Source organism: Sphingomonas sp. NPDC019816, assembly GCF_050274375.1.
Classification (GTDB): Bacteria; Pseudomonadota; Alphaproteobacteria; order Sphingomonadales; family Sphingomonadaceae; genus Sphingomonas.
Genome location: NZ_JBNNOB010000075.1, coordinates 1 through 17,502, shown reverse-complemented (window position 1 = coordinate 17,502; position 17,502 = coordinate 1). Strand labels below are relative to the sequence as shown.

17 protein-coding genes are annotated in these 17,502 nt (G+C 66.3%); 13 read left to right on the top strand and 4 right to left on the bottom strand.

Translation table 11 applies throughout. From position 1 onward, the window contains the following. The coding region (locus ACQKJZ_RS11885; protein WP_427731266.1) for an aconitase family protein at positions 1-871 on the bottom strand (871 nt) is incomplete at its 3' end. 369 nt (positions 872-1,240) lie between these two features. Here ACQKJZ_RS11885 and ACQKJZ_RS11880 point away from each other — a divergent pair. From ACQKJZ_RS11880 to ACQKJZ_RS11855, 6 genes are all read left to right on the top strand, one after another. Further along, positions 1,241-1,438, top strand: coding sequence for a hypothetical protein (locus ACQKJZ_RS11880; RefSeq protein WP_312487857.1), 198 nt, complete (start codon positions 1,241-1,243; stop codon positions 1,436-1,438). A 141-nt stretch (positions 1,439-1,579) separates the two neighbouring features. Continuing rightward, positions 1,580-2,128: a helix-turn-helix domain-containing protein gene (locus tag ACQKJZ_RS11875; protein WP_427731265.1), complete on the top strand. Its 549-nt coding sequence runs from the start codon at positions 1,580-1,582 to the stop codon at positions 2,126-2,128. A 64-nt stretch (positions 2,129-2,192) separates the two neighbouring features. After that, complete coding sequence (locus ACQKJZ_RS11870; RefSeq protein WP_312487850.1) at positions 2,193-2,540, top strand: hypothetical protein; 348 nt, start codon at positions 2,193-2,195, stop codon at positions 2,538-2,540. Between the two features lie 49 nt (positions 2,541-2,589). Next, positions 2,590-3,054, top strand: a complete 465-nt coding sequence (locus tag ACQKJZ_RS11865; RefSeq protein WP_427731264.1) for a hypothetical protein — start codon at positions 2,590-2,592, stop codon at positions 3,052-3,054. Then, positions 3,044-3,499, top strand: coding sequence for a hypothetical protein (locus ACQKJZ_RS11860; RefSeq protein ID WP_312487847.1), 456 nt, complete (start codon positions 3,044-3,046; stop codon positions 3,497-3,499). The genes ACQKJZ_RS11865 and ACQKJZ_RS11860 overlap by 11 nt, the downstream gene beginning before the upstream one ends. Positions 3,500-3,579: 80 nt before the next feature. Further along, positions 3,580-3,936: a phasin family protein gene (locus ACQKJZ_RS11855; protein ID WP_312487845.1), complete on the top strand. Its 357-nt coding sequence runs from the start codon at positions 3,580-3,582 to the stop codon at positions 3,934-3,936. A gap of 46 nt (positions 3,937-3,982) precedes the next feature. Here the strand turns inward: ACQKJZ_RS11855 and ACQKJZ_RS11850 are convergent, their stop codons facing one another. Genes ACQKJZ_RS11850 through ACQKJZ_RS11840 form a run of 3 tightly spaced genes read right to left on the bottom strand, consistent with a single transcriptional unit; the run spans position 3,983 to position 9,982 of the window. Further along, positions 3,983-5,566, bottom strand: coding sequence for an efflux transporter outer membrane subunit (locus ACQKJZ_RS11850; protein ID WP_427731263.1), 1,584 nt, complete (start codon positions 5,564-5,566; stop codon positions 3,983-3,985). Further along, positions 5,566-8,790 carry a multidrug efflux RND transporter permease subunit gene (locus ACQKJZ_RS11845; protein ID WP_427731262.1) on the bottom strand — a complete coding sequence of 1,075 codons (3,225 nt, stop codon included), beginning with the start codon at positions 8,788-8,790 and terminating at the stop codon, positions 5,566-5,568. Before ACQKJZ_RS11845 ends, ACQKJZ_RS11850 begins: the two co-directional genes overlap by 1 nt. Positions 8,791-8,797: 7 nt before the next feature. Next, positions 8,798-9,982: an efflux RND transporter periplasmic adaptor subunit gene (locus tag ACQKJZ_RS11840; RefSeq protein WP_312487840.1), complete on the bottom strand. Its 1,185-nt coding sequence runs from the start codon at positions 9,980-9,982 to the stop codon at positions 8,798-8,800. A gap of 268 nt (positions 9,983-10,250) precedes the next feature. Here ACQKJZ_RS11840 and rpiA point away from each other — a divergent pair, with 268 nt between their 5' ends. From rpiA to ACQKJZ_RS11805, 7 genes are all read left to right on the top strand, one after another. Then, positions 10,251-10,922, top strand: coding sequence for a ribose-5-phosphate isomerase RpiA (gene rpiA, locus ACQKJZ_RS11835; RefSeq protein ID WP_427731261.1), 672 nt, complete (start codon positions 10,251-10,253; stop codon positions 10,920-10,922). 74 nt (positions 10,923-10,996) lie between these two features. Next, a complete protein-coding gene (gene tkt / locus ACQKJZ_RS11830; protein WP_427731260.1) occupies positions 10,997-13,084 on the top strand; it encodes a transketolase in 2,088 nt (695 codons plus the stop codon). Continuing rightward, on the top strand, positions 13,084-14,205 hold the full coding sequence (gene tal, locus ACQKJZ_RS11825) for a transaldolase (protein WP_427731259.1): 1,122 nt from the start codon (positions 13,084-13,086) through the stop codon (positions 14,203-14,205). The genes tkt and tal overlap by 1 nt, the downstream gene beginning before the upstream one ends. A 74-nt stretch (positions 14,206-14,279) precedes the next feature. Continuing rightward, the gene (gnd, locus tag ACQKJZ_RS11820; RefSeq protein ID WP_427731258.1) at positions 14,280-15,263 is read left to right on the top strand and encodes a phosphogluconate dehydrogenase (NAD(+)-dependent, decarboxylating); all 984 of its coding nucleotides are present in this window, start codon (positions 14,280-14,282) and stop codon (positions 15,261-15,263) included. Continuing rightward, positions 15,260-16,093 (top strand): Cof-type HAD-IIB family hydrolase, encoded by an 834-nt coding sequence (locus tag ACQKJZ_RS11815; protein WP_427731257.1) that lies wholly within the window; start codon positions 15,260-15,262, stop codon positions 16,091-16,093. Before gnd ends, ACQKJZ_RS11815 begins: the two co-directional genes overlap by 4 nt. Next, positions 16,090-16,839, top strand: a complete 750-nt coding sequence (locus ACQKJZ_RS11810) for an HAD-IIB family hydrolase (protein ID WP_427731256.1) — start codon at positions 16,090-16,092, stop codon at positions 16,837-16,839. The genes ACQKJZ_RS11815 and ACQKJZ_RS11810 overlap by 4 nt, the downstream gene beginning before the upstream one ends. A gap of 20 nt (positions 16,840-16,859) precedes the next feature. Further along, complete coding sequence (locus tag ACQKJZ_RS11805) at positions 16,860-17,345, top strand: biliverdin-producing heme oxygenase (protein WP_427731255.1); 486 nt, start codon at positions 16,860-16,862, stop codon at positions 17,343-17,345. Positions 17,346-17,502 lie beyond the last annotated feature (157 nt).

Genomic DNA, 17,502 nt, shown 5'->3' with positions numbered 1-17,502 from the left:
GGCCGACCACGCCCTTGGCGCGCAGCATCTGGGTGATGGTCAGCACCAGATCGGTGGCGGTGATGCCTTCCTGGAGCTTGCCGGTCAGCTTGAAGCCGACGACTTCCGGAATCAGCATCGACACGGGCTGGCCCAGCATCGCGGCTTCCGCCTCGATCCCGCCGACGCCCCAGCCGAGCACGCCCAGGCCGTTGATCATCGTGGTATGGCTGTCGGTGCCGACCAGCGTGTCCGGATAGGCGATGGTCGCGCCGCCCTTGGCGTGCTCGCCGCTCTCGGTCGAGGACCAGATGGCCTGACCGATATATTCCAGATTGACCTGGTGGCAGATGCCGGTGCCCGGCGGAACGACCGAGAAATTGTCGAGCGCCTTGGAGCCCCACTTCAGGAACTCATAGCGTTCCATGTTGCGCTGATATTCGAGGTCGACGTTATCCTCGAACGCCTGCGGCGTGCCGAACTCGTCGACCATGACCGAGTGGTCGATGACGAGGTGGACGGGGACCTGCGGATTGATCTTGGCCGCATCGCCGCCCAGCTTGGTGATCGCGTCGCGCATCGCGGCCAGGTCGACCACGCAAGGAACGCCGGTGAAGTCCTGCATCAGCACGCGGGCCGGGCGATACTGGATCTCGCGGTCCGAACGCTGGGTCTTCTGCCAGTCGACGATCGCCTGGATATCCTCGCGCGTGACGGTCTTGCCGTCCTCGAAGCGCAGCAGATTCTCCAGCAGCACCTTCATCGAGAAGGGCAGGCGGCTGATGTCGCCGAGCTGCTCGGAAGCCTTGGCGAGGCTGTAATAGTCATAGGTCTTGCCGTCGACGTCGAGCGTCGAGCGGGTGTTCAGGCTGTCCTGGCCTATCGCAGTCATGGGCGTCCCTTCTTGGTCGAGCCGGGCACGCCCAGTGGGACACGGCAGCATGCAGCCGCGAGCAGGCGCGCCGGAGTCTAGATCCGGTTGACCGCGCGGCCTTAGCAACGGGGAAGCTCAGTGGAAAGGGTGTCGAGCCCCGAAAGACGGGCCTTGGCCGCCCTCCATGCCGCGCGCTTACCGGCGACATTGAAAATGGTGGGAACAGCGAGGCCGAATGGCAGGTTTAACCCCCGTGAACGGAGACAGGACGATGCGTGGTGCGGTGGTTTCACATTCTCTCATGCCCAACGGCGAGCGCGCCCGTACGGGGGTGAGGTGTGTGTCACGTCGCGTCGCCCGTCTGACGCGCAAGGTCCGGTGGCGGTGATGGCGAACGATCGGCCAGCGCGCGGTGATCGCGTCGATCCCATCGTCGCCGTCGGCTTGCTGACGCAGCGCGATCTCGACGTGCTCGGCGTCGGCTTTCGACGCTCCTTTCCCGTTCACCGGGACACGGAATTCGACGATCTGCTGCGGGCGCTCGATTCGATTGAGGCGATCGACGGACCCAGCAAGCCCGATTGAGCCGGCCGACCCGTTAACTATCTTGGATAAAATGACTTGGTGCCGCCGGTTCGGACGTTGAACGGCTTGGCGGCACGCCATTGTCCCGGCTAGGGCGCGTTATGCGGCCGGGCTCTCCTTCCGGTCTGGTCGGAAAGAGAGATGACTCCCGAACGCTTTGGCCTGCTCACCCGCCGACATCGCGAATGCCTGCGTGGCGTGAAAGCGTTGAAGGGGTCGAAGGAAATCGCCGCCGACCTGGGGCTGGGGAAATCCACGGTCGACAGCTATCTGACCGAGGCGGTCCGCCTGCTCGGGGCCCGCAACCGGCGGGATGCGGCGCTGGCGCTGGCCGATTTCGAGGCGCAGGAAAATGACCAAGTCCCTGAAATAGAAGAAGAACCGATCCCCCGTAAAATCATACCCGACTCTGCGGGGCTGGTTTCGAAGGCGCCGGCCATGGCACCTCCATCGGCACCGGATGGGAGTACGGTCGGTGGGGCGGTGCAGGACGGCCATGTCCACGCATCGCCCCGCTTGTCGCTTCCCTTCCGGCGGCAAGGTCAGACTCGCAACGACATGAACATCGCCGAAAGGCTGTTCTGGGTCCCCACGATCGCGGTCGCGCTCGCTATCGGCTTCGGCATGCTGGCCACGGGGCTCGACGTGATGACCCGGGTGATCGGACGACTGACGCATATTGCCGGATGAGACCAATACATGCCGCGTCGACGGCGCGGGGGCCCGTTACGGGCTCGGGTAAGGGGAACAGGCGATGATGACGGAACAGGACGCGGCGCTGCAGGTGACCCGGCTGCTGTGGAAGCTCGAAAACGAACTCGATGCCGCCTTCTCCACGGTCGGCGAACTGGCCATGGCGCTGCCGCGCGCGCGCACCGAGGCCAAGCTGTCGGCGGTGGTCGGACAGCATGCCTTCGAACAGATCGGCCAGGCTATGCTCGCCATCGGCAATGCTCGTGGTCATACCGTGCAAAGCCACCGCATCCTCGAAAAGGTCGGCCACATGATCGGCTTCGACGCCGACGAATATGGCGACAACCGCCCCAAGCCCCCCGAAGTCGCGACCACGGTCACGGCGATGCCGCTGCGGACGGCGGCTTGAACCTCTGACACGGCGTGTCGATGGAGATCGCGATGCGACGAGGCACGCCATGACCCACATCTATGTCTTCAATCTGCTCCAGAGCCTGGTGTGTCTCTACGCCTTGGCCCTGGGCGGTTGGCCGGAGCGGTCGATCGCGATCATCCTGCTGGCCGCCTCGGTAGCGACCCTCCTGTTGCCGTTCGATCCCGCGACCAGCTTCCGTTCGGTCGAGAAGCTGGAGCTGATCATCGACCTGGGGTTGATGGGCGGGTTGATCGTGGTGGCGCTGCTGGCCAACCGGTTCTGGCCCTTATGGCTTGCGGCCCTTCACCTGCTGGCGATCGGTATCCACGGTGTGCGCGGGTTCGATACCGCGATGGTGCCGTGGATGTATGCGGCGGCCGGCGGCAAGCTGGCCTATCCGATGATCGGCCTGCTCGCCGCCGGCGTGCTGCGACATCGGATGCGGGTGGCGCGATACGGTCGGGACCCCGACTGGACCCTGCCATGGCGGGCGTGCGATGACGCCTGAGCTCCGCATGCTCGACTGGCCGATCGAGGACCGCGCCAGCCTGACGCGCTTCGCCGAGGCGATGAGCGAGGTGAAGAGCCGCATCCAGGCGATTTCGGGCGAAGAAGGCGGCGTACCCGTGCCGCGCCTGCCGCGCGTGCCCACGGCACGGGAATGTGCGCGGGTCGTCCTGCGGCAGCGGTTGGAGCTGCGGCGGATGGTCGGGGATCATGCCGACATGCTGGGCGATCCCGCCTGGGAAATGCTGCTCGCGGTGTTTCAGGCGGAGGCGCCGATGCCGCAAGCCGCGTTGTTCGAGGCGATCGGCCTTTCGGGACAGGGCCGGGCCGGGCCCCGCTGGGTCGCGCTGCTGGTCGATCGCGGCTGGCTGGTCCCGGGTGATGCGGGTCTGGCGCTGGGGGCGGCGGGCCGGGCGTTGATGGAGCGCTACTTCGCCAGTTTTTGATCACGGGCTAGGTCCGGTGCAACTCCCGGCGCGGCCAAGGGTTCAATCCAGACACGTGAACGGGCGAGGAGACGGAGACGATGGCCGAGGACATGGGCAATGGCGGTGGCGCGGGCGCGATCGGTGGCGATATGGGCGCCTTTTCCGATCGCATGAAGGGCGCAGGCGAAGCGATGCAGGCGTCGGGCCAGAAGATGGCCGAAAGCGGCTCGGCGGTGACGCTCAAGATGCTCGAACAGGCCGAGACCAATACGCGTGAGGCCTTTTCGGCGATGCGCCAGGCAGCCTCGGCGCGCGACCTGTCCGACGTGATGCGCATCCAGACCGACTTCATCCGCGACCAGGGCAATCGTTCGATGTCGCAGGCGCGCGAGATCGGCGAGATGATCGTCCAGTTCGGCCGCGACGCGGTCGGCGCGGCGCGCGGCCAGAAGTAACGTGCTTCCCCGCCCGGCGCTTCGGCGATCGGGCGGGGCGCAGCCCTTACCGCGCGGGCGCGGTTCCCGCCGGAACGGGGCCGTTACCGGTCGTATAGAGCAGCGAGTCGCCGCCGAGCACACGGTACAGCGTCACGCGGTTGTTCGCCGAGACCAGCTGCGTCGCGATCAGCGTCCGCTGCGCCGAATAGAGCGACCGCTGTGCATCGAGCGTATTCAGGAACGGGGTGATTCCCCCGCGATAGCTGGCCTCGGTCAGGCGATAGGTGTCGGCGGCCGCCGTCAGGAAACGCCGATTGGCGCCCAGCTGATCCGCGATCGTGCCTTGACGTGCCAGCGCATCGGCGGTTTCCTGAAACGCGCTCTGGATCGCCTTCTCATAAGTGGCGAGCAGGGCGTCGCGTTGCGCCTCCGAATAGCGGACATTGGCGATTCCCGCGCCCGCCTGGAAGATCGGATAGCTGACCGAGGGGGCGACCGAGTAGTTGAAGCTGCCCCCCGAGAATAGCGACGACAGCGCGGTACTGGCGAAACCGGCCAGGCCGGTCAGCGAGATGCGCGGGAACAGTGCCGCGCGCGCCGCGCCGATCTGCGCATTGGCGGCGCGCAGCTCATATTCGGCCTGCACGACGTCGGGGCGACGCAGCAGGATGCCCGAATCCAGCCCGGCGGGCACGGTGGCGATGGTCGGGCTGGCCTCGTCGATCGACTTCGGGAGCAGCGTCGTGTCGATCGGTGCGCCGACCAGCAATTGCAGCGCGTTGACGTCCTGCGCGACCGCCGTCGTCTGCTGTGCCAGATCGGCCTCAGCGGTCGCCAGCACCTGTTCGGCCTGGCGCAGATCGGTGCGCGGCGAAATGCCGCCCTCCAGCCGGGCGCGGGTCAGGGCGACGCTGCGCTGCGCACTGGCGGCGGTATCGCGCGCGATGGCGAGCAGGCTCTGGTCCGCGCCATAGTTCAGCCAGGCCTCGGCGATGTCCCCGACCAGCGTCAGCCGCGTGGCGCGGGCCGCCGCCTCTGTCGCGAAATAGCGGTCCAGCGCCGCGCCGGTCAGCGAACGGATGCGGCCGAACAGATCGAGTTCGAAGGCGTTGACGCCCAGATTGACCGACCAGGCGCTGCCGCTGCCATTGGCGCCCGTGACGACGCCGGGCGCACCGCCGTTATCGATGCCACCATTACCGACACCGCCATTGCCGGCTCCGTTGTTTCCGGTGCCGCCCGTACCCGTGCCGATACCGGTCCCGCCGCCACCGATGGCGTTGGAGGCCGCGCCGCCCGATCCCCGGTCGGTATAGCTGTAACGGCCATTGGCGCTGACACTCGGCAACAGGCTGGCGCGCTGGATGCGATATTGCGCACGGGTCGCGGCGATGTTCGCGGCGGCCACGCGCAGGTCGCGGTTGTTGACCAGCGCCTGCTCGATCAACCGCTGCAACCGGGTGTCGCGGAAGATGTCGGTATAGCGCACGGTGGGCAGCGCCGCCTCCGACTGGCGCAGATACGCGTCGCCGACCGGCCAGGACGGCGGCACCGGCGTTGCGGGCCGCTCATATTTCGGTGCCATCGAACACGCCGACAGCGCGGTTGCGCCGAGCAGCAGCGCGGGGAGGGGGGACAGGATACGCATCAGGCCTTCTCCGCCTCGCTTTCGGGGGCGGGCTTGTGCCCGGCACCATGCTCGCTCATCGGACGCCCGCGCAGACGCGCCAGCCCGTTGCGCACCGAACGGCGCACCAGCACGAAGAACAGCGGGATGTAGAAGATCGCCAGGACCGTCGCGGTCAGCATCCCGCCGATCACGGCGGTACCGATTGCGATCCGGCTGTTCGCGCCCGCACCCGTCGAGATGGCGAGCGGCAACACGCCGAAGACGAACGCGAAGCTGGTCATCAGGATCGGGCGCAGGCGCAGCTTGGCCGCCTCCAGCACGGCGTCGATGATGCGTTTGCCCTCTCTTTCCGCCCGCTCGGCGAATTCGATCATCAGGATCGCGTTCTTGGCCGCCAACCCCATCGTCGTCAGCAGCCCGATCTGGAGATAGACGTCGTTGGTCAGCCCTCGCAGCGTCACGAAGGCGACCGCGCCGATCAGGCCAAGCGGAATGACCAACAGTACCGCGAACGGGATCGACCAGCTTTCATAAAGCGCCGCCAGACACAGGAAGACCACCAGGATCGACAGGCCATAGAGGATCGGCGCCTGACCGCCCGACAGCCGCTCCTGATAGGACAGGCCCGACCACGCGACCGACGTCCCGGGAATTTCGGCGGCAAGCTCCGACATACGCTGCATCGCATCGCCCGAACTATAGCCCGGCGCGGCCGAGCCCTGGAATTCGTACGACGGAATGCCGTTGAAGCGCGACAGGGTGGTCGGCGCGACGCCCCAGTTGATCGTCGAGAAGGACGAGAAGGGCGCCATCTGGCCGCTCGATCCCCGCACGAACCATTGCTTCAGATCCTCGGGCTCGGACCGATAGGGGGCATCGCCCTGCACGAAGACACGCTTCACGCGACCGCGATCGATGAAGTCGTTGACATATTGCCCGCCCCAGGCGGTCGACAGGGTCGAGTTCACCTGCTGCTGCGTCAGGCCCAGCGCCGCCAGCTTCTGCTGGTCCAGGTCGACACGCAGCGTGGCGATATCGGGCAGTTCGCTCAGGCGCACCGACGCCAGCTTCGGATCGGCATTGGCCTTGGCCAACAATTCGTCACGCACCGCCTCGAACTTCTCCAGCGGCATGCCTGAAATGTTCTGGAGCTGCATGGTGAAGCCGTCGGACTGGCCCAGACCACGCACCGCCGGCGGCACCAGCGCGAAGACCTGCGCGTCGCGAAGGCCCCGGAACGCGGCGGAGGCTCGCGCGGTGATGGCGTCGGCGCTGTTTTCCTTGCCCTTGCGATCCGCCCAGTCGACGAAATTGATGAAGCCCTGACCGGTATTCTGGCCGCTGGCGCCACCGCCGCCGCCGGCCACGGTGAACAGCACCTTGACGTTCTTGCCCTCATGCTGCGCGAAATACTGCTCGACCCGGCGCTGGACGTCCATGGTGCGGGCCTGCGTCGCCCCGGCGGGGAGGCGGAACTGGACGATGGCCGCACCCTGATCCTCGGTCGGCAGGAAGCCGGTGGGCAGGCGCAGGAACAGGATCGCCAGCAGCGCGACGACGCCGACATAGATCAGCAGGAACAACCATTTGCGATCGACCACGGTCCGCACGGCCGAGAGGTATTTCTCGATCGTCCGGTCGAAGCCGTGGTTGAAACCGTCCTTCGCGCGCTGAAGCCCGTGCGCCACGCGGGGGAATTTACGGTCGAGCCAGGCGCCTTGCTCGCCCTCCCTGGCCTTTTGCTTGAGCACGGTGGCGGTCAGCGCGGGCGACAGGATGATCGCGACGGCGGTGGACAGGATCATCGCCGCGATGAGGGTGATGGAGAACTGGCGATAGATGACGCCGGTCGAACCGCCGAAGAATGCCATGGGCAGGAAGACCGCCGACAGCACGATGGCGATCGCGATCAGCGCAACGGTGATCTCGTCCATCGACTCGATCGTCGCCTGGCGGGGGGTCATGTCGGGATTTTCTTCGAGCAGACGCTCGACATTCTCGACCACGACGATCGCGTCGTCGACCAGCAGGCCGATCGCCAGCACCAGCCCGAACAGCGTCAACGTGTTGATCGAGAAGCCCGCCAGATAGAAGACCGCGAAGGTACCGAGCAACGTCACCGGGACCGCGATCGTCGGGATCAGCGTCGCGCGCCAGCTTTGCAGGAAGACGAACATGACGATGACGACGAGGATGATCGCCTCGATCAGCGTCTTGACCACCTCGTCGATCGACAGCTTGATGAACGCGGTGGTGTCGTTGGCGTAGGCGACCTTCAGCCCCTGCGGAAAGGTCTTGGCGACGCGGTTGATCTCGGCCTTGACCAGCTCGGCGGTCTTCAGCGCGTCGGCGCCCGGCGCCATCAGGACGGCGATGCCGGCGCCCGGATGCTGGTTGATCCGGCTGACCGCCGCATAGCTCTCCGCGCCCAGCTCGATCCGTGCCACGTCCGACAGCTTGACGGTGGCGCCGTTGTTCAGCGTCTTGACGACGATCTCTCGGAACTGCTCGGGCGTCTGGAGCCGCGACTGCGAGGTGACGGTCGCGTTCAGCATCTGCGTCTGGGCCGAGGGCGTGCCGCCCACTTCCCCGGCGGCGACCTCGGTATTCTGGTTCTGGATCGCGGTCGTCACGTCCGACGGCATCAGCTGGTAGGAGGTCAGCTTTTCCGGGTTCAGCCAAATGCGCATCGCATATTGCGAACCGAAGACGTTGGTGTCGCCGACGCCCTGGATACGGCCCAGCGGGTCCTGGAGATTGGAGACGAGATAGTCGGACACGTCCTGGTTCGTCATCCGGTTCGTCTCGTCATAGACGCCGGCGATCAGGAGGAAGTCGGGGTTCGACTTGCGGACGACGAGCCCTTGCTGCTGCACCTGCTGCGGCAGGCGCGCGACCGATTGCTGGACCTGGTTCTGGACCTGGACCTGCGCGATGTCGGGATCGGTTCCCTTGGCGAAGGTGGCGGTGATCGTCACCTGACCGCGACTGGACGAGGAGGACTGGAAATAGAGCAGGCCGTCGATGCCGGTCAGCTGCTGCTCGATGACCTGCGTCACCGAATTCTGCAACGTCTGCGCCGACGCGCCGGGGAAGGTCGCGCGGACCGACACCTGGGGCGGGGCGACGTCGGGATATTGCGCGATGGGCAGGCCCATGATCGCGCCGACGCCCGCCAGCATGACGATGATGGCAAGGACCCAGGCGAAGATGGGGCGATCGATGAAGACGCGGCTGAGCATCGTCCGGTCAGCCCGCCTTGCCCTTGGCGGCCTGCATCTTCTTCAACTGTTCGGGCGAGGGGGGCTGGACCTTTTGCGGGCTGTCGGCGGGGACCGCGCGGACGCTTTGGCCGGGGCGCAGATTGTTCAGGCCCTGGGTCACGATCCTGTCGCCGGGCTTCAGACCGTCGGTGACGACCCAGAAGGCCCCCTGCGTCCGCTCGGCCTTGACCTTGCGCTCCTGCACCTTGTCGTCGGGGCCGACGACGAACAGCGTCGCATTGCCCTTCGGATCGCGCGAGACCGCCTGTTGCGGGATCATGAAGGCGCTGGTGTCGATCGCCTGCGCGAAGCGTGCCCGCACGAACATGCCGGGCAGCAGCAACCCCTGCGGATTGGGGAAGCGGGCGCGCAGCGTCACCGTACCGGTCTGCGGATCGACCACCGCCTCGGCGAACTCGACCGTGCCGGTCTGGCCGTAATCGCTGCCATCCTCCAGCCGCAGTGTAACGCGCGCGCTGGCGGGGATCAGGCCATCGCGCGCCGACAGGCTGCGACGCAGCGACAGCAGGTCGGTCGCGGATTGCTGGATGTCGACGAAGATCGGGTCGAGCCGCTGAATCTGCGCCAGCGGATCGGTCTGCCCCGCGCTGACCAGTGCGCCGACGGTAAACAGCGAGCGGCCGATGCGGCCGGTGATGGGGGCGGGGACGGTGGTGAATTGCAGGTTCACGCGCGCCGTCTCCAGCGCGGCGCGGGTTTGCGCCACCTGCGCGGCGGCCTGGCGCGCGCTGGCCTGCGCGTTGGTGTAATCCTGCTTCGAGATGGCTTCGATCTGCGCCAGCGGGCGATAGCGTTCGGCCAGCGTGCGCGTCGCCTCGGCATTGGCCTGTGCGCTCTGAAGGTTCGCGGCGGCCTGGTTGACCGAGGCGCGATAGAGGCGGGGATCGATCTCGTAGAGCGGCTGGCCGCGCTTCACCAGCGTGCCCTCGGTGAAGAAGCGGCGGCGGATGACGCCGGTCACCTGCGGGCGGACGTCGGAGCTTTCAAAGGCGGTGGTGCGCGCCGCCAATTCGGTGACGATCGGGGCATTGGTCGGCTGGACGGTGACGAAGCCGACGGTCGGCGTCCGCTGCTGCGCGGCGCCACCCCCCTTGGCCGCGCCGCCCTTGTCTCCGCCGCATCCCGACAGGGTCGCCAGGGCAAGGGCCATGGCCGTGCCGGCGAGCATCGGGCGCCCGCGAAAGCCTGGAAAATTCAATTCGTTCACCTGCCTGAGATTCGAGCCGCGCTAAGCGACCCGCGCGTCAATGCGCGAAGCCGCGAAACGTTGCCAAGCAGTGTCAAATTGCACGATCGGGGCTCGAAAAGGCAAGCGATGATGACCTGATGGACCCGCCTTAATTGTCGCAATTTGTCGCGCTGCGGCAAATGTCGGCGTGACCGGAGCCTTTGCAGTTCTGATGCATTTTCAAGGGGACATGATCGATCGGGATGCCGACAAGCGCCTTGCCGCGAACGCCGCCGTGCGAGAGATTCGTGACGACATGCTCGTGGGGTTGGGCACAGGCTCGACCACGGCGCATGCCATCGCCGCGCTGGCCGAACGGCGGTTGCGGATCGAGACGGTCGCGACCTCGGAGGCGAGCGCGCGGCTGGCCCGCTCGCTGGGTCTGACGGTGCGTGACTTCGGCGGGGTCGAACGCGTCGATATCGCGATCGATGGCGCGGATGCCATCGATGCGTCGCTCCGCGCGGTCAAGGGCGCGGGCGGCGCGATGCTGCGTGAAAAGGTCGTGGCCGCATCCGCCGACCGGATGATCGTCATCGCTGACGGATCCAAGCGGGTGGATCGGCTGGGGCCGACCAAGCTGCCCGTCGAGATCCTGCCCTTCGCCAGAGGTTTCGTGGCAGGGCGGCTGTCCCGCCTGTTCACGGATTGGCGCGAAAGGGCGGACTATCGCACCGACAATGGCAATATCGTCATCGACGGTCATGGCTGGGACGATACCGCACCCGACATGCTGGCGGCGACGCTGATGGCGATTCCCGGCGTGGTGGCCCACGGGCTGTTCCTGACCGAGATCGACGCCGCCTATATCGCCGACGACGGAATCGTTACCCGGCTGGAACGGGGGCGGAACCCGCGCTAAGGCCGGATGCGCATGGCAACCAGAGCGAGCGCGGATGCGTTCGATCGCACATTGTAAGGACGAGGCCCGAATCCATGACCGACGCCACCACCAACGCCGTGGCCGATGCCCATCTGCATGAAGACGGGTCGATCGAGCGACTGACCATCGACACCATCCGCACCCTGTCGATGGATGCGGTGCAGCAGGCCAATTCGGGCCATCCCGGCACGCCGATGGCGCTGGCCCCGGTCGGTCACACCGTCTGGTCGAAATTCCTGCGCTACGACCCCGCGCACGCCGATTGGCCCAATCGCGACCGCTTCGTCCTGTCGGTCGGCCATGCCTCGATGCTGCTTTACTCGCTGATCCATCTGGCGGGGATCGAGGAGATCGATGCGGACGGCCAGAAGTCGGGCAAGCCGGCACTGAGCCTGGAGGACCTGAAGGGCTTCCGCCAGCTCAATTCCAAGACGCCAGGCCACCCGGAATATCGCCACACCACCGGCGTCGAGACGACGACCGGCCCGCTGGGCGCGGGTTGCGGCAATTCGGTGGGCATGGCGATCGCCGAGCGCTGGCTGGCCGCGCATTTCAACCGCGAGGGTTTTCCGATCTTCGACCATGACGTCTATGTCGTGTGCGGCGACGGCGACATGATGGAGGGCGTCGCGTCCGAGGCGGCCTCGACCGCCGGCCATCTGAAGCTGTCGAACCTGTGCTGGATCTACGACTCGAACCAGATTTCGATCGAGGGCGGCACCGACCTGGCGTTCGACGAGGATGTGGGCAAGCGCTTCGAGGCTTATGGCTGGAACGTCATCCATGTCGACGACGCCAACGACATCGGCGCGCTGACCGCAGCGCTCGACAATTTCAAGGCGACCACCGACAAGCCGACCTTCATCGTCGTGAAGTCGGTCATCGGCTATGGCAGCCCCAAGGCGGGCAGCGAAAAGGCGCATGGCGAACCGCTGGGCGACGACGCCATCCGCGCGACCAAGAAGGCCTATGGCTGGCCCGAGGACGCTAAGTTCCTAGTGCCCGACGGCGTGCGCGAAGCTTTTCAGGGGGCGATCGAGCAGCGCGGCAAGCCGCTGCGCGACGAATGGGTTGCGATGGTCGACAAATATCGCGCCGAATATCCCGAGCTCGCCGCACAGCTCGACGCGATGCTCGCCGACAAGCTGCCGGAGGGCTGGGATGCCGACATTCCGGTGTTTGAGGCGGATGCCAAGGGCGTCGCCAGCCGCGATTCGGGTGGCAAGGTGCAGAACGCCATCGCCGCCAAGGTGCCGTGGCTCGTCGGCGGTTCGGCCGACCTCGCACCCTCGACCAAGACGCTCATCAAGGATGGCGGCTCGTTCCAGGCGGGCAGCTATGACGGGCGCAACCTGCACTTCGGCGTGCGCGAGCATTCGATGGGCGCGATCGTCGACGGCATGGCGCTGTCGCATTTGCGCTCCTACGGCGCGACCTTCCTGGTCTTCTCGGACTATATGCGCGCGCCGATCCGTCTTGCCGCGATCATGGAGCTGGGCGCGGTGTTCGTCTTCACGCACGACTCGATCGGCGTGGGCGAAGACGGCCCGACCCACCAGCCGATCGAGCATCTGGCGACGCTGCGTGCGATCCCCGGCCTCGACACCATCCGCCCCGGCGATGCGAACGAGGTCGCCGAGGCATGGCGCTGCGCCGCCGAGTCGGCCAGCCATCCGACCGCGCTGATCTTCTCGCGTCAGGCGCTCCCCACCCTGGATCGCGGCAAGTATGCACCGGCTTCGGGCCTGAAGAAGGGCGGCTACGTCCTCGCCGATTGCGAGGGTACGCCGGACGTGATCCTGATCGCGACGGGCTCGGAACTGTCGCTCGTTACCGACGCCTATGAGAAGCTGACCGCCGACGGGATTAAGGCGCGCGTCGTCTCGCTGCCCAGCTGGTATCGCTTCGAGATGCAGGACGCGGCGTACAAGGAAAGCGTCCTGCCGCGTGCGGTCACCGCGCGTCTGGCGGTCGAGCAGGCCGGGTCGATCGGCTGGGACCGCTATGTCGGGTTTGACGGCCGCACGATCACCATGTCGACGTTCGGGGCCTCGGCCCCCATATCCAAGCTGCAGGACAAGTTCGGCTTCACCCTCGACAATGTCGTGAAGGTGGCCCGCGAATTGGTGGAGACCAAGTGATGAGCAAGCTGTCGGAACTGGGCGCCAAGGGCTGCGCCCCCTGGCTCGATTTCGTCGATCGCAAGTTCCTGGAGGCGAAGGGCCTGGAAAAGCTCGTCGCCGAGGACGGGTTGACCGGCGTCACCTCCAATCCGTCGATCTTCGAAAAGGCGATGGGGCATGGCGACGCCTATGACGCCACGCTCGCCGCCTTCGACAAGGAGAACCCCGGCGCGGCAACCATCGACCGTTACGAGCATCTGGCGATCCAGGACATCAAGGCGGCGGCGGAAACGCTGAAGCCCGTTTATGACAAGCTGGATGCCAAGGACGGCTATGTCAGCCTGGAAGTGTCGCCCTATATCGCCGACGACACCGACGCGACCATCGCCGAGGCCGAGAAGCTGTGGCACGCGGTCGACCGCCCCAATCTGATGATCAAGATTCCGGGCACCGATGCGGGCGCGCCGGCGATCTCGGCGACGATCGCCAAGAGGATCAACGTCAACGTGACTTTGCTCTTCTCGGTCGACGCCTATATCAAGGTCGCTGAAGCCTATGCGGCTGGCCTTGAGGAGCGGGTGAAGGCCGGCCAGCCGATCGACCGGATCGCCAGCGTCGCCAGCTTCTTCATCAGCCGCATCGACTCGGCGATCGACAAGAAGATCGACGAGCGGGTCGCGGCCGGTGACGCGGAAGCCGAGGCGCTGACGGCAGTGCGCGGCAAGGTCGCGATCGCCAACGCCAAGATGGCGTATCAGTGGTATCTGGACTTCCTGAAGTCCGACCGCTGGCAGGCGCTGTCCGCCAAGGGCGCGCAGCCCCAGCGTCTGCTCTGGGCCTCGACGGGGACCAAGGACCCGTCCTTCCCGGATACGCTCTATGTCGACACGCTGATCGGGCCGGACACGGTCAACACCATGCCGCCCAAGACCATGGACGCCTTCCGCGACCATGGCACTGTGGCCGAGACGCTGACCGCCGATATCGACGACGCCAAGCATGTGCTGGCCGAAGCCGAACGTCTGGGCCTGGACTTGAACGGCGTGACCGATACGCTGGTGCAGGAAGGTGTCGCTTCCTTCGTCAAGGCGTTCGACGATCTGCTCGGCGCCATCGGACAGAAGCAACCGGCGGCCTGAAACCCCGGCGGGCCCCCTTCCCGGAAACGGGAAGGGGGCCTTTCTCTTTTCCACGACAGTAACGGAGTTCCCGCATGAAGATCGGTCTGGTCGGCCTTGGCCGCATGGGTGGCAATATCGCACGCCGCCTGATGCAGGCGGGGCATCAGGTGGTGGCCTGGGATCGCAACGATGACGCGGTGCAGGCGCTCGCCAAGGACGGCGCGGAAGCCGCCACCGGGCTGGAGGACATGGCCGGAAAGCTCGCCGACAAGGCGATCTGGTGGGTGATGCTGCCCGCCGGCGCCCCGACCGAGGACACGATCGCGGAGATCGCCAAGCTCGCGCGTGACGGCGACGTGGTCATCGACGGCGGCAACAGCTTCTACAAGGACGACATCCGCCGCGCCAAGATGCTGGCCGAACATGGCATCCATTATGTCGATGTCGGCACCTCGGGCGGCGTCTGGGGCCTGGAGCGCGGCTATTGCATGATGATCGGCGGCGACAAGGAAACGGTCGACCATCTCGACCCGATCTTCGAGACGCTGGCACCGGGGCTTGGCGACATCGTCCGCACGCCGGGCCGTGTCGCCGAGAAGGCCGATCCCCGCGCGGAGAAGGGTTATATCCATGCCGGTCCCGCCGGTGCGGGCCACTTCGTGAAGATGATCCACAACGGCATCGAATATGGTCTGATGCAAGCCTATGCCGAGGGCTTCGACATCCTGAAGTCGAAGAACAGCGACAAGCTGCCCGAGGATGAGCGCTTCGACCTGAACCTGACCGACATCGCCGAGGTCTGGCGTCGTGGCAGCGTGATCTCGTCCTGGCTGCTCGACCTGACCGCGAGCGCGCTGGCCAAGGACGAGATGCTGGAGCAGTTCTCGGGCCATGTCGCCGACTCGGGCGAGGGCCAGTGGACGATCGATGCCGCGATGGAGGAGAAGGTCCCCGCCAACGTCCTGACCGCCTCGCTGTTCGCGCGCTATCGCAGCCGGATCGAGCATACTTTCGGCGATCAGGTATTGTCGGCGATGCGCTTCGGCTTTGGCGGCCACACCGAAATCCCGCAATGAGCGATCCGGTTCGGGGGCCCATCCGCTTGGTGGTTTCGGACGTCGACGGCACGCTCGTCGACCCCGACAAGAAGTTGCGCGCCGCCACCATCGCCGCCGTCAAGCGGCTGGAGGCGGCGGGTATCGGCTTCACCATCATCAGCGCCCGGCCGCGTTCGGGGCTGGGCTGGCTGGCCGACGAGCTGACGATCGACGCGCCGATCGGGGCGTTCAACGGCGGGACGGTGTTCCGCCGCGACGGCTCGGTCGACGCGCAGTTCCGGGTGCCGGTCGCTGTCGTCAACGATGTGCTGGCGATGGCGGCGGAGAACCCGGTCGCCATCTGGGTCTTCGCCGACGATCGCTGGTACGCCAGCAGCGGCGAGGGCACCCATGTCGATCACGAGCGCAAGGCGTCGTCGCAGGAGCCGGTGGTCACGCAGGACTTCACCGCGCTGGTCGACACGGTCGACAAGATCACGCTTGTCAGCGACGATGCCGACCTGCTGCGCGGGCTGCATGACAAGGCGAATGCGGCGCATGGGGAAGCGGCAACCATCGCCCAGTCGCAGACCTATTATCTCGACGTGACGGCGCTGAAGGCCAATAAGGGCGACGGTGTGGCGACGCTGGCCAAGGCGTTCGGCGTGTCGCTGGAGGAAGTCGCGGTGCTGGGCGACCAGGCCAATGATCTTCCCATGCTGACACGCGCCGGCCTGCCGATCGTGATGGCAAACGCCCCCGATGCGGTTAAGGAACAGATATCGGTACACACCCGTTCCAACGCGGACGATGGTGTGGCCTACGCCATCGATACCCTTATCCTGCCCAGAATCGGAGTGCCTTCATGAAGCAACTGGTTGCGTTCGACCTCGACGGTACGCTGGCCGAAAGCAAACAGCCCCTGGGCGAGCCGATGGGGGAGGCGCTGGCCGACCTGCTCGACGTGGCGCATGTCGCGGTGATCTCGGGCGGTGACTGGCCGCAGTTCGACAAGCAGGTCGCCAGCCGCCTGCCCGAGCGCGCCGATCGCTCCAAGCTGTGGCTGATGCCGACCACCGGCACCAAGCTGTACACCTATCAGGACGGCCAGTGGACCACCGTCTATGCCGAGCTGTTCGACGATGCGACCAAGGCCAAGATCCTGGAGGCGTTCGACGCCTCGCTGGAGGCGACCGGCTTCGTGCCCGAACAGACATGGGGCGACCGGATCGAGGATCGCGGCAGCCAGATCACCTTCTCCGCGCTCGGCCAGCAGGCGCCGATCGACGCCAAGGAACATTGGGACCCCAAGTTCGAGAAGCGCAAGGTCATCCAGGCCGATCTGAAGCAGCGCCTGCCGGGCCTGTCGATCAACATGGGCGGCGCGACCTCGATCGACATCACCCGCGAGGGCGTCGACAAGGCATACGGCCTGAAGAAGCTGCGTGATGCCAGCGGGATCGAGCTCGATGCGATGATGTTCATCGGAGACGCGATCTTCCCGGGCGGTAACGACTATCCCGCCAAGGAACTGGGCCTCGACACCGTACGTGTGCGCGACCCGGAAGAGACACTGGCGGTCATCGCGGGGATCGTCGCCTGCCTGAAGAAGTAAGCTTCGGCGCATCCGCCGCGTTGCGCGCCCGTACCGGCCCGGCGCATGAGGCGGTGGATGCGGCCTATGGCGCATATCGGCTGGATGATCGGGAAGGCTACACGGCTTTCCTGATCGCCCATGCGCGGGCGTTGCCGGCGGTCGAGGCGTGGCTCTCCGACCGCTCGATCGGCTTTGCGTGGCGGCCGCGCCGGGACGCGCTGGCAGCGGATTTGGCCGCCCTGGGCTGTGACATGCCCGAACCTTTGCCCTTCGCGGTCGCCGATGATGAGGCGGCGCGATGGGGGGCGTTGTATGTGACCGAAGGGTCGCGACTGGGCGGCGTGATGCTGGCCCGGCAGGTGGGCGAGGGGTTGCCCAGCGCCTATCTCACATCGGGCTTCGGCCCCGGCGAGTGGCGTGATTTCCGGCATGCGCTGGACGCGGCGGCGGATGGGGAGGCGTGGATCGACCGCGCAGTGGCGGCGGCGGAACGGGTATTCGCACTCTATAAACAAGCCGCTTGAGCCCACACCCGTTCAGCCTGAGCGAAGTCGAAGGCTATGCGACGCGCCTTAGAGCGTGATGACATTGCATCGAGTCAACGCGAGCCCCTCCCCTTCAGGGGAGGGGCTGGGGTGGGGCATCGCCGCGAATCGCCCGCCTGTGGAAGCGCTCCACCCC

Excerpts from the sequence above, each read along its gene's own strand:
- ACQKJZ_RS11880 (WP_312487857.1), top strand. The coding sequence starts at position 1,241 with ATGGCGAACGATCGGCCAGCGCGCGGTGATCGCGTCGATCCCATCGTC.
- ACQKJZ_RS11875 (WP_427731265.1), top strand. The coding sequence starts at position 1,580 with ATGACTCCCGAACGCTTTGGCCTGCTCACCCGCCGACATCGCGAATGC.
- ACQKJZ_RS11870 (WP_312487850.1), top strand. The coding sequence starts at position 2,193 with ATGATGACGGAACAGGACGCGGCGCTGCAGGTGACCCGGCTGCTGTGG.
- ACQKJZ_RS11865 (WP_427731264.1), top strand. The coding sequence starts at position 2,590 with ATGACCCACATCTATGTCTTCAATCTGCTCCAGAGCCTGGTGTGTCTC.
- ACQKJZ_RS11860 (WP_312487847.1), top strand. The coding sequence starts at position 3,044 with ATGACGCCTGAGCTCCGCATGCTCGACTGGCCGATCGAGGACCGCGCC.
- ACQKJZ_RS11855 (WP_312487845.1), top strand. The coding sequence starts at position 3,580 with ATGGCCGAGGACATGGGCAATGGCGGTGGCGCGGGCGCGATCGGTGGC.
- ACQKJZ_RS11850 (WP_427731263.1), bottom strand. The coding sequence starts at position 5,566 with ATGCGTATCCTGTCCCCCCTCCCCGCGCTGCTGCTCGGCGCAACCGCG.
- ACQKJZ_RS11845 (WP_427731262.1), bottom strand. The coding sequence starts at position 8,790 with ATGCTCAGCCGCGTCTTCATCGATCGCCCCATCTTCGCCTGGGTCCTT.
- ACQKJZ_RS11840 (WP_312487840.1), bottom strand. The coding sequence starts at position 9,982 with ATGGCCCTTGCCCTGGCGACCCTGTCGGGATGCGGCGGAGACAAGGGC.
- rpiA (WP_427731261.1), top strand. The coding sequence starts at position 10,251 with ATGATCGATCGGGATGCCGACAAGCGCCTTGCCGCGAACGCCGCCGTG.
- tkt (WP_427731260.1), top strand. The coding sequence starts at position 10,997 with ATGACCGACGCCACCACCAACGCCGTGGCCGATGCCCATCTGCATGAA.
- tal (WP_427731259.1), top strand. The coding sequence starts at position 13,084 with ATGAGCAAGCTGTCGGAACTGGGCGCCAAGGGCTGCGCCCCCTGGCTC.
- gnd (WP_427731258.1), top strand. The coding sequence starts at position 14,280 with ATGAAGATCGGTCTGGTCGGCCTTGGCCGCATGGGTGGCAATATCGCA.
- ACQKJZ_RS11815 (WP_427731257.1), top strand. The coding sequence starts at position 15,260 with ATGAGCGATCCGGTTCGGGGGCCCATCCGCTTGGTGGTTTCGGACGTC.
- ACQKJZ_RS11810 (WP_427731256.1), top strand. The coding sequence starts at position 16,090 with ATGAAGCAACTGGTTGCGTTCGACCTCGACGGTACGCTGGCCGAAAGC.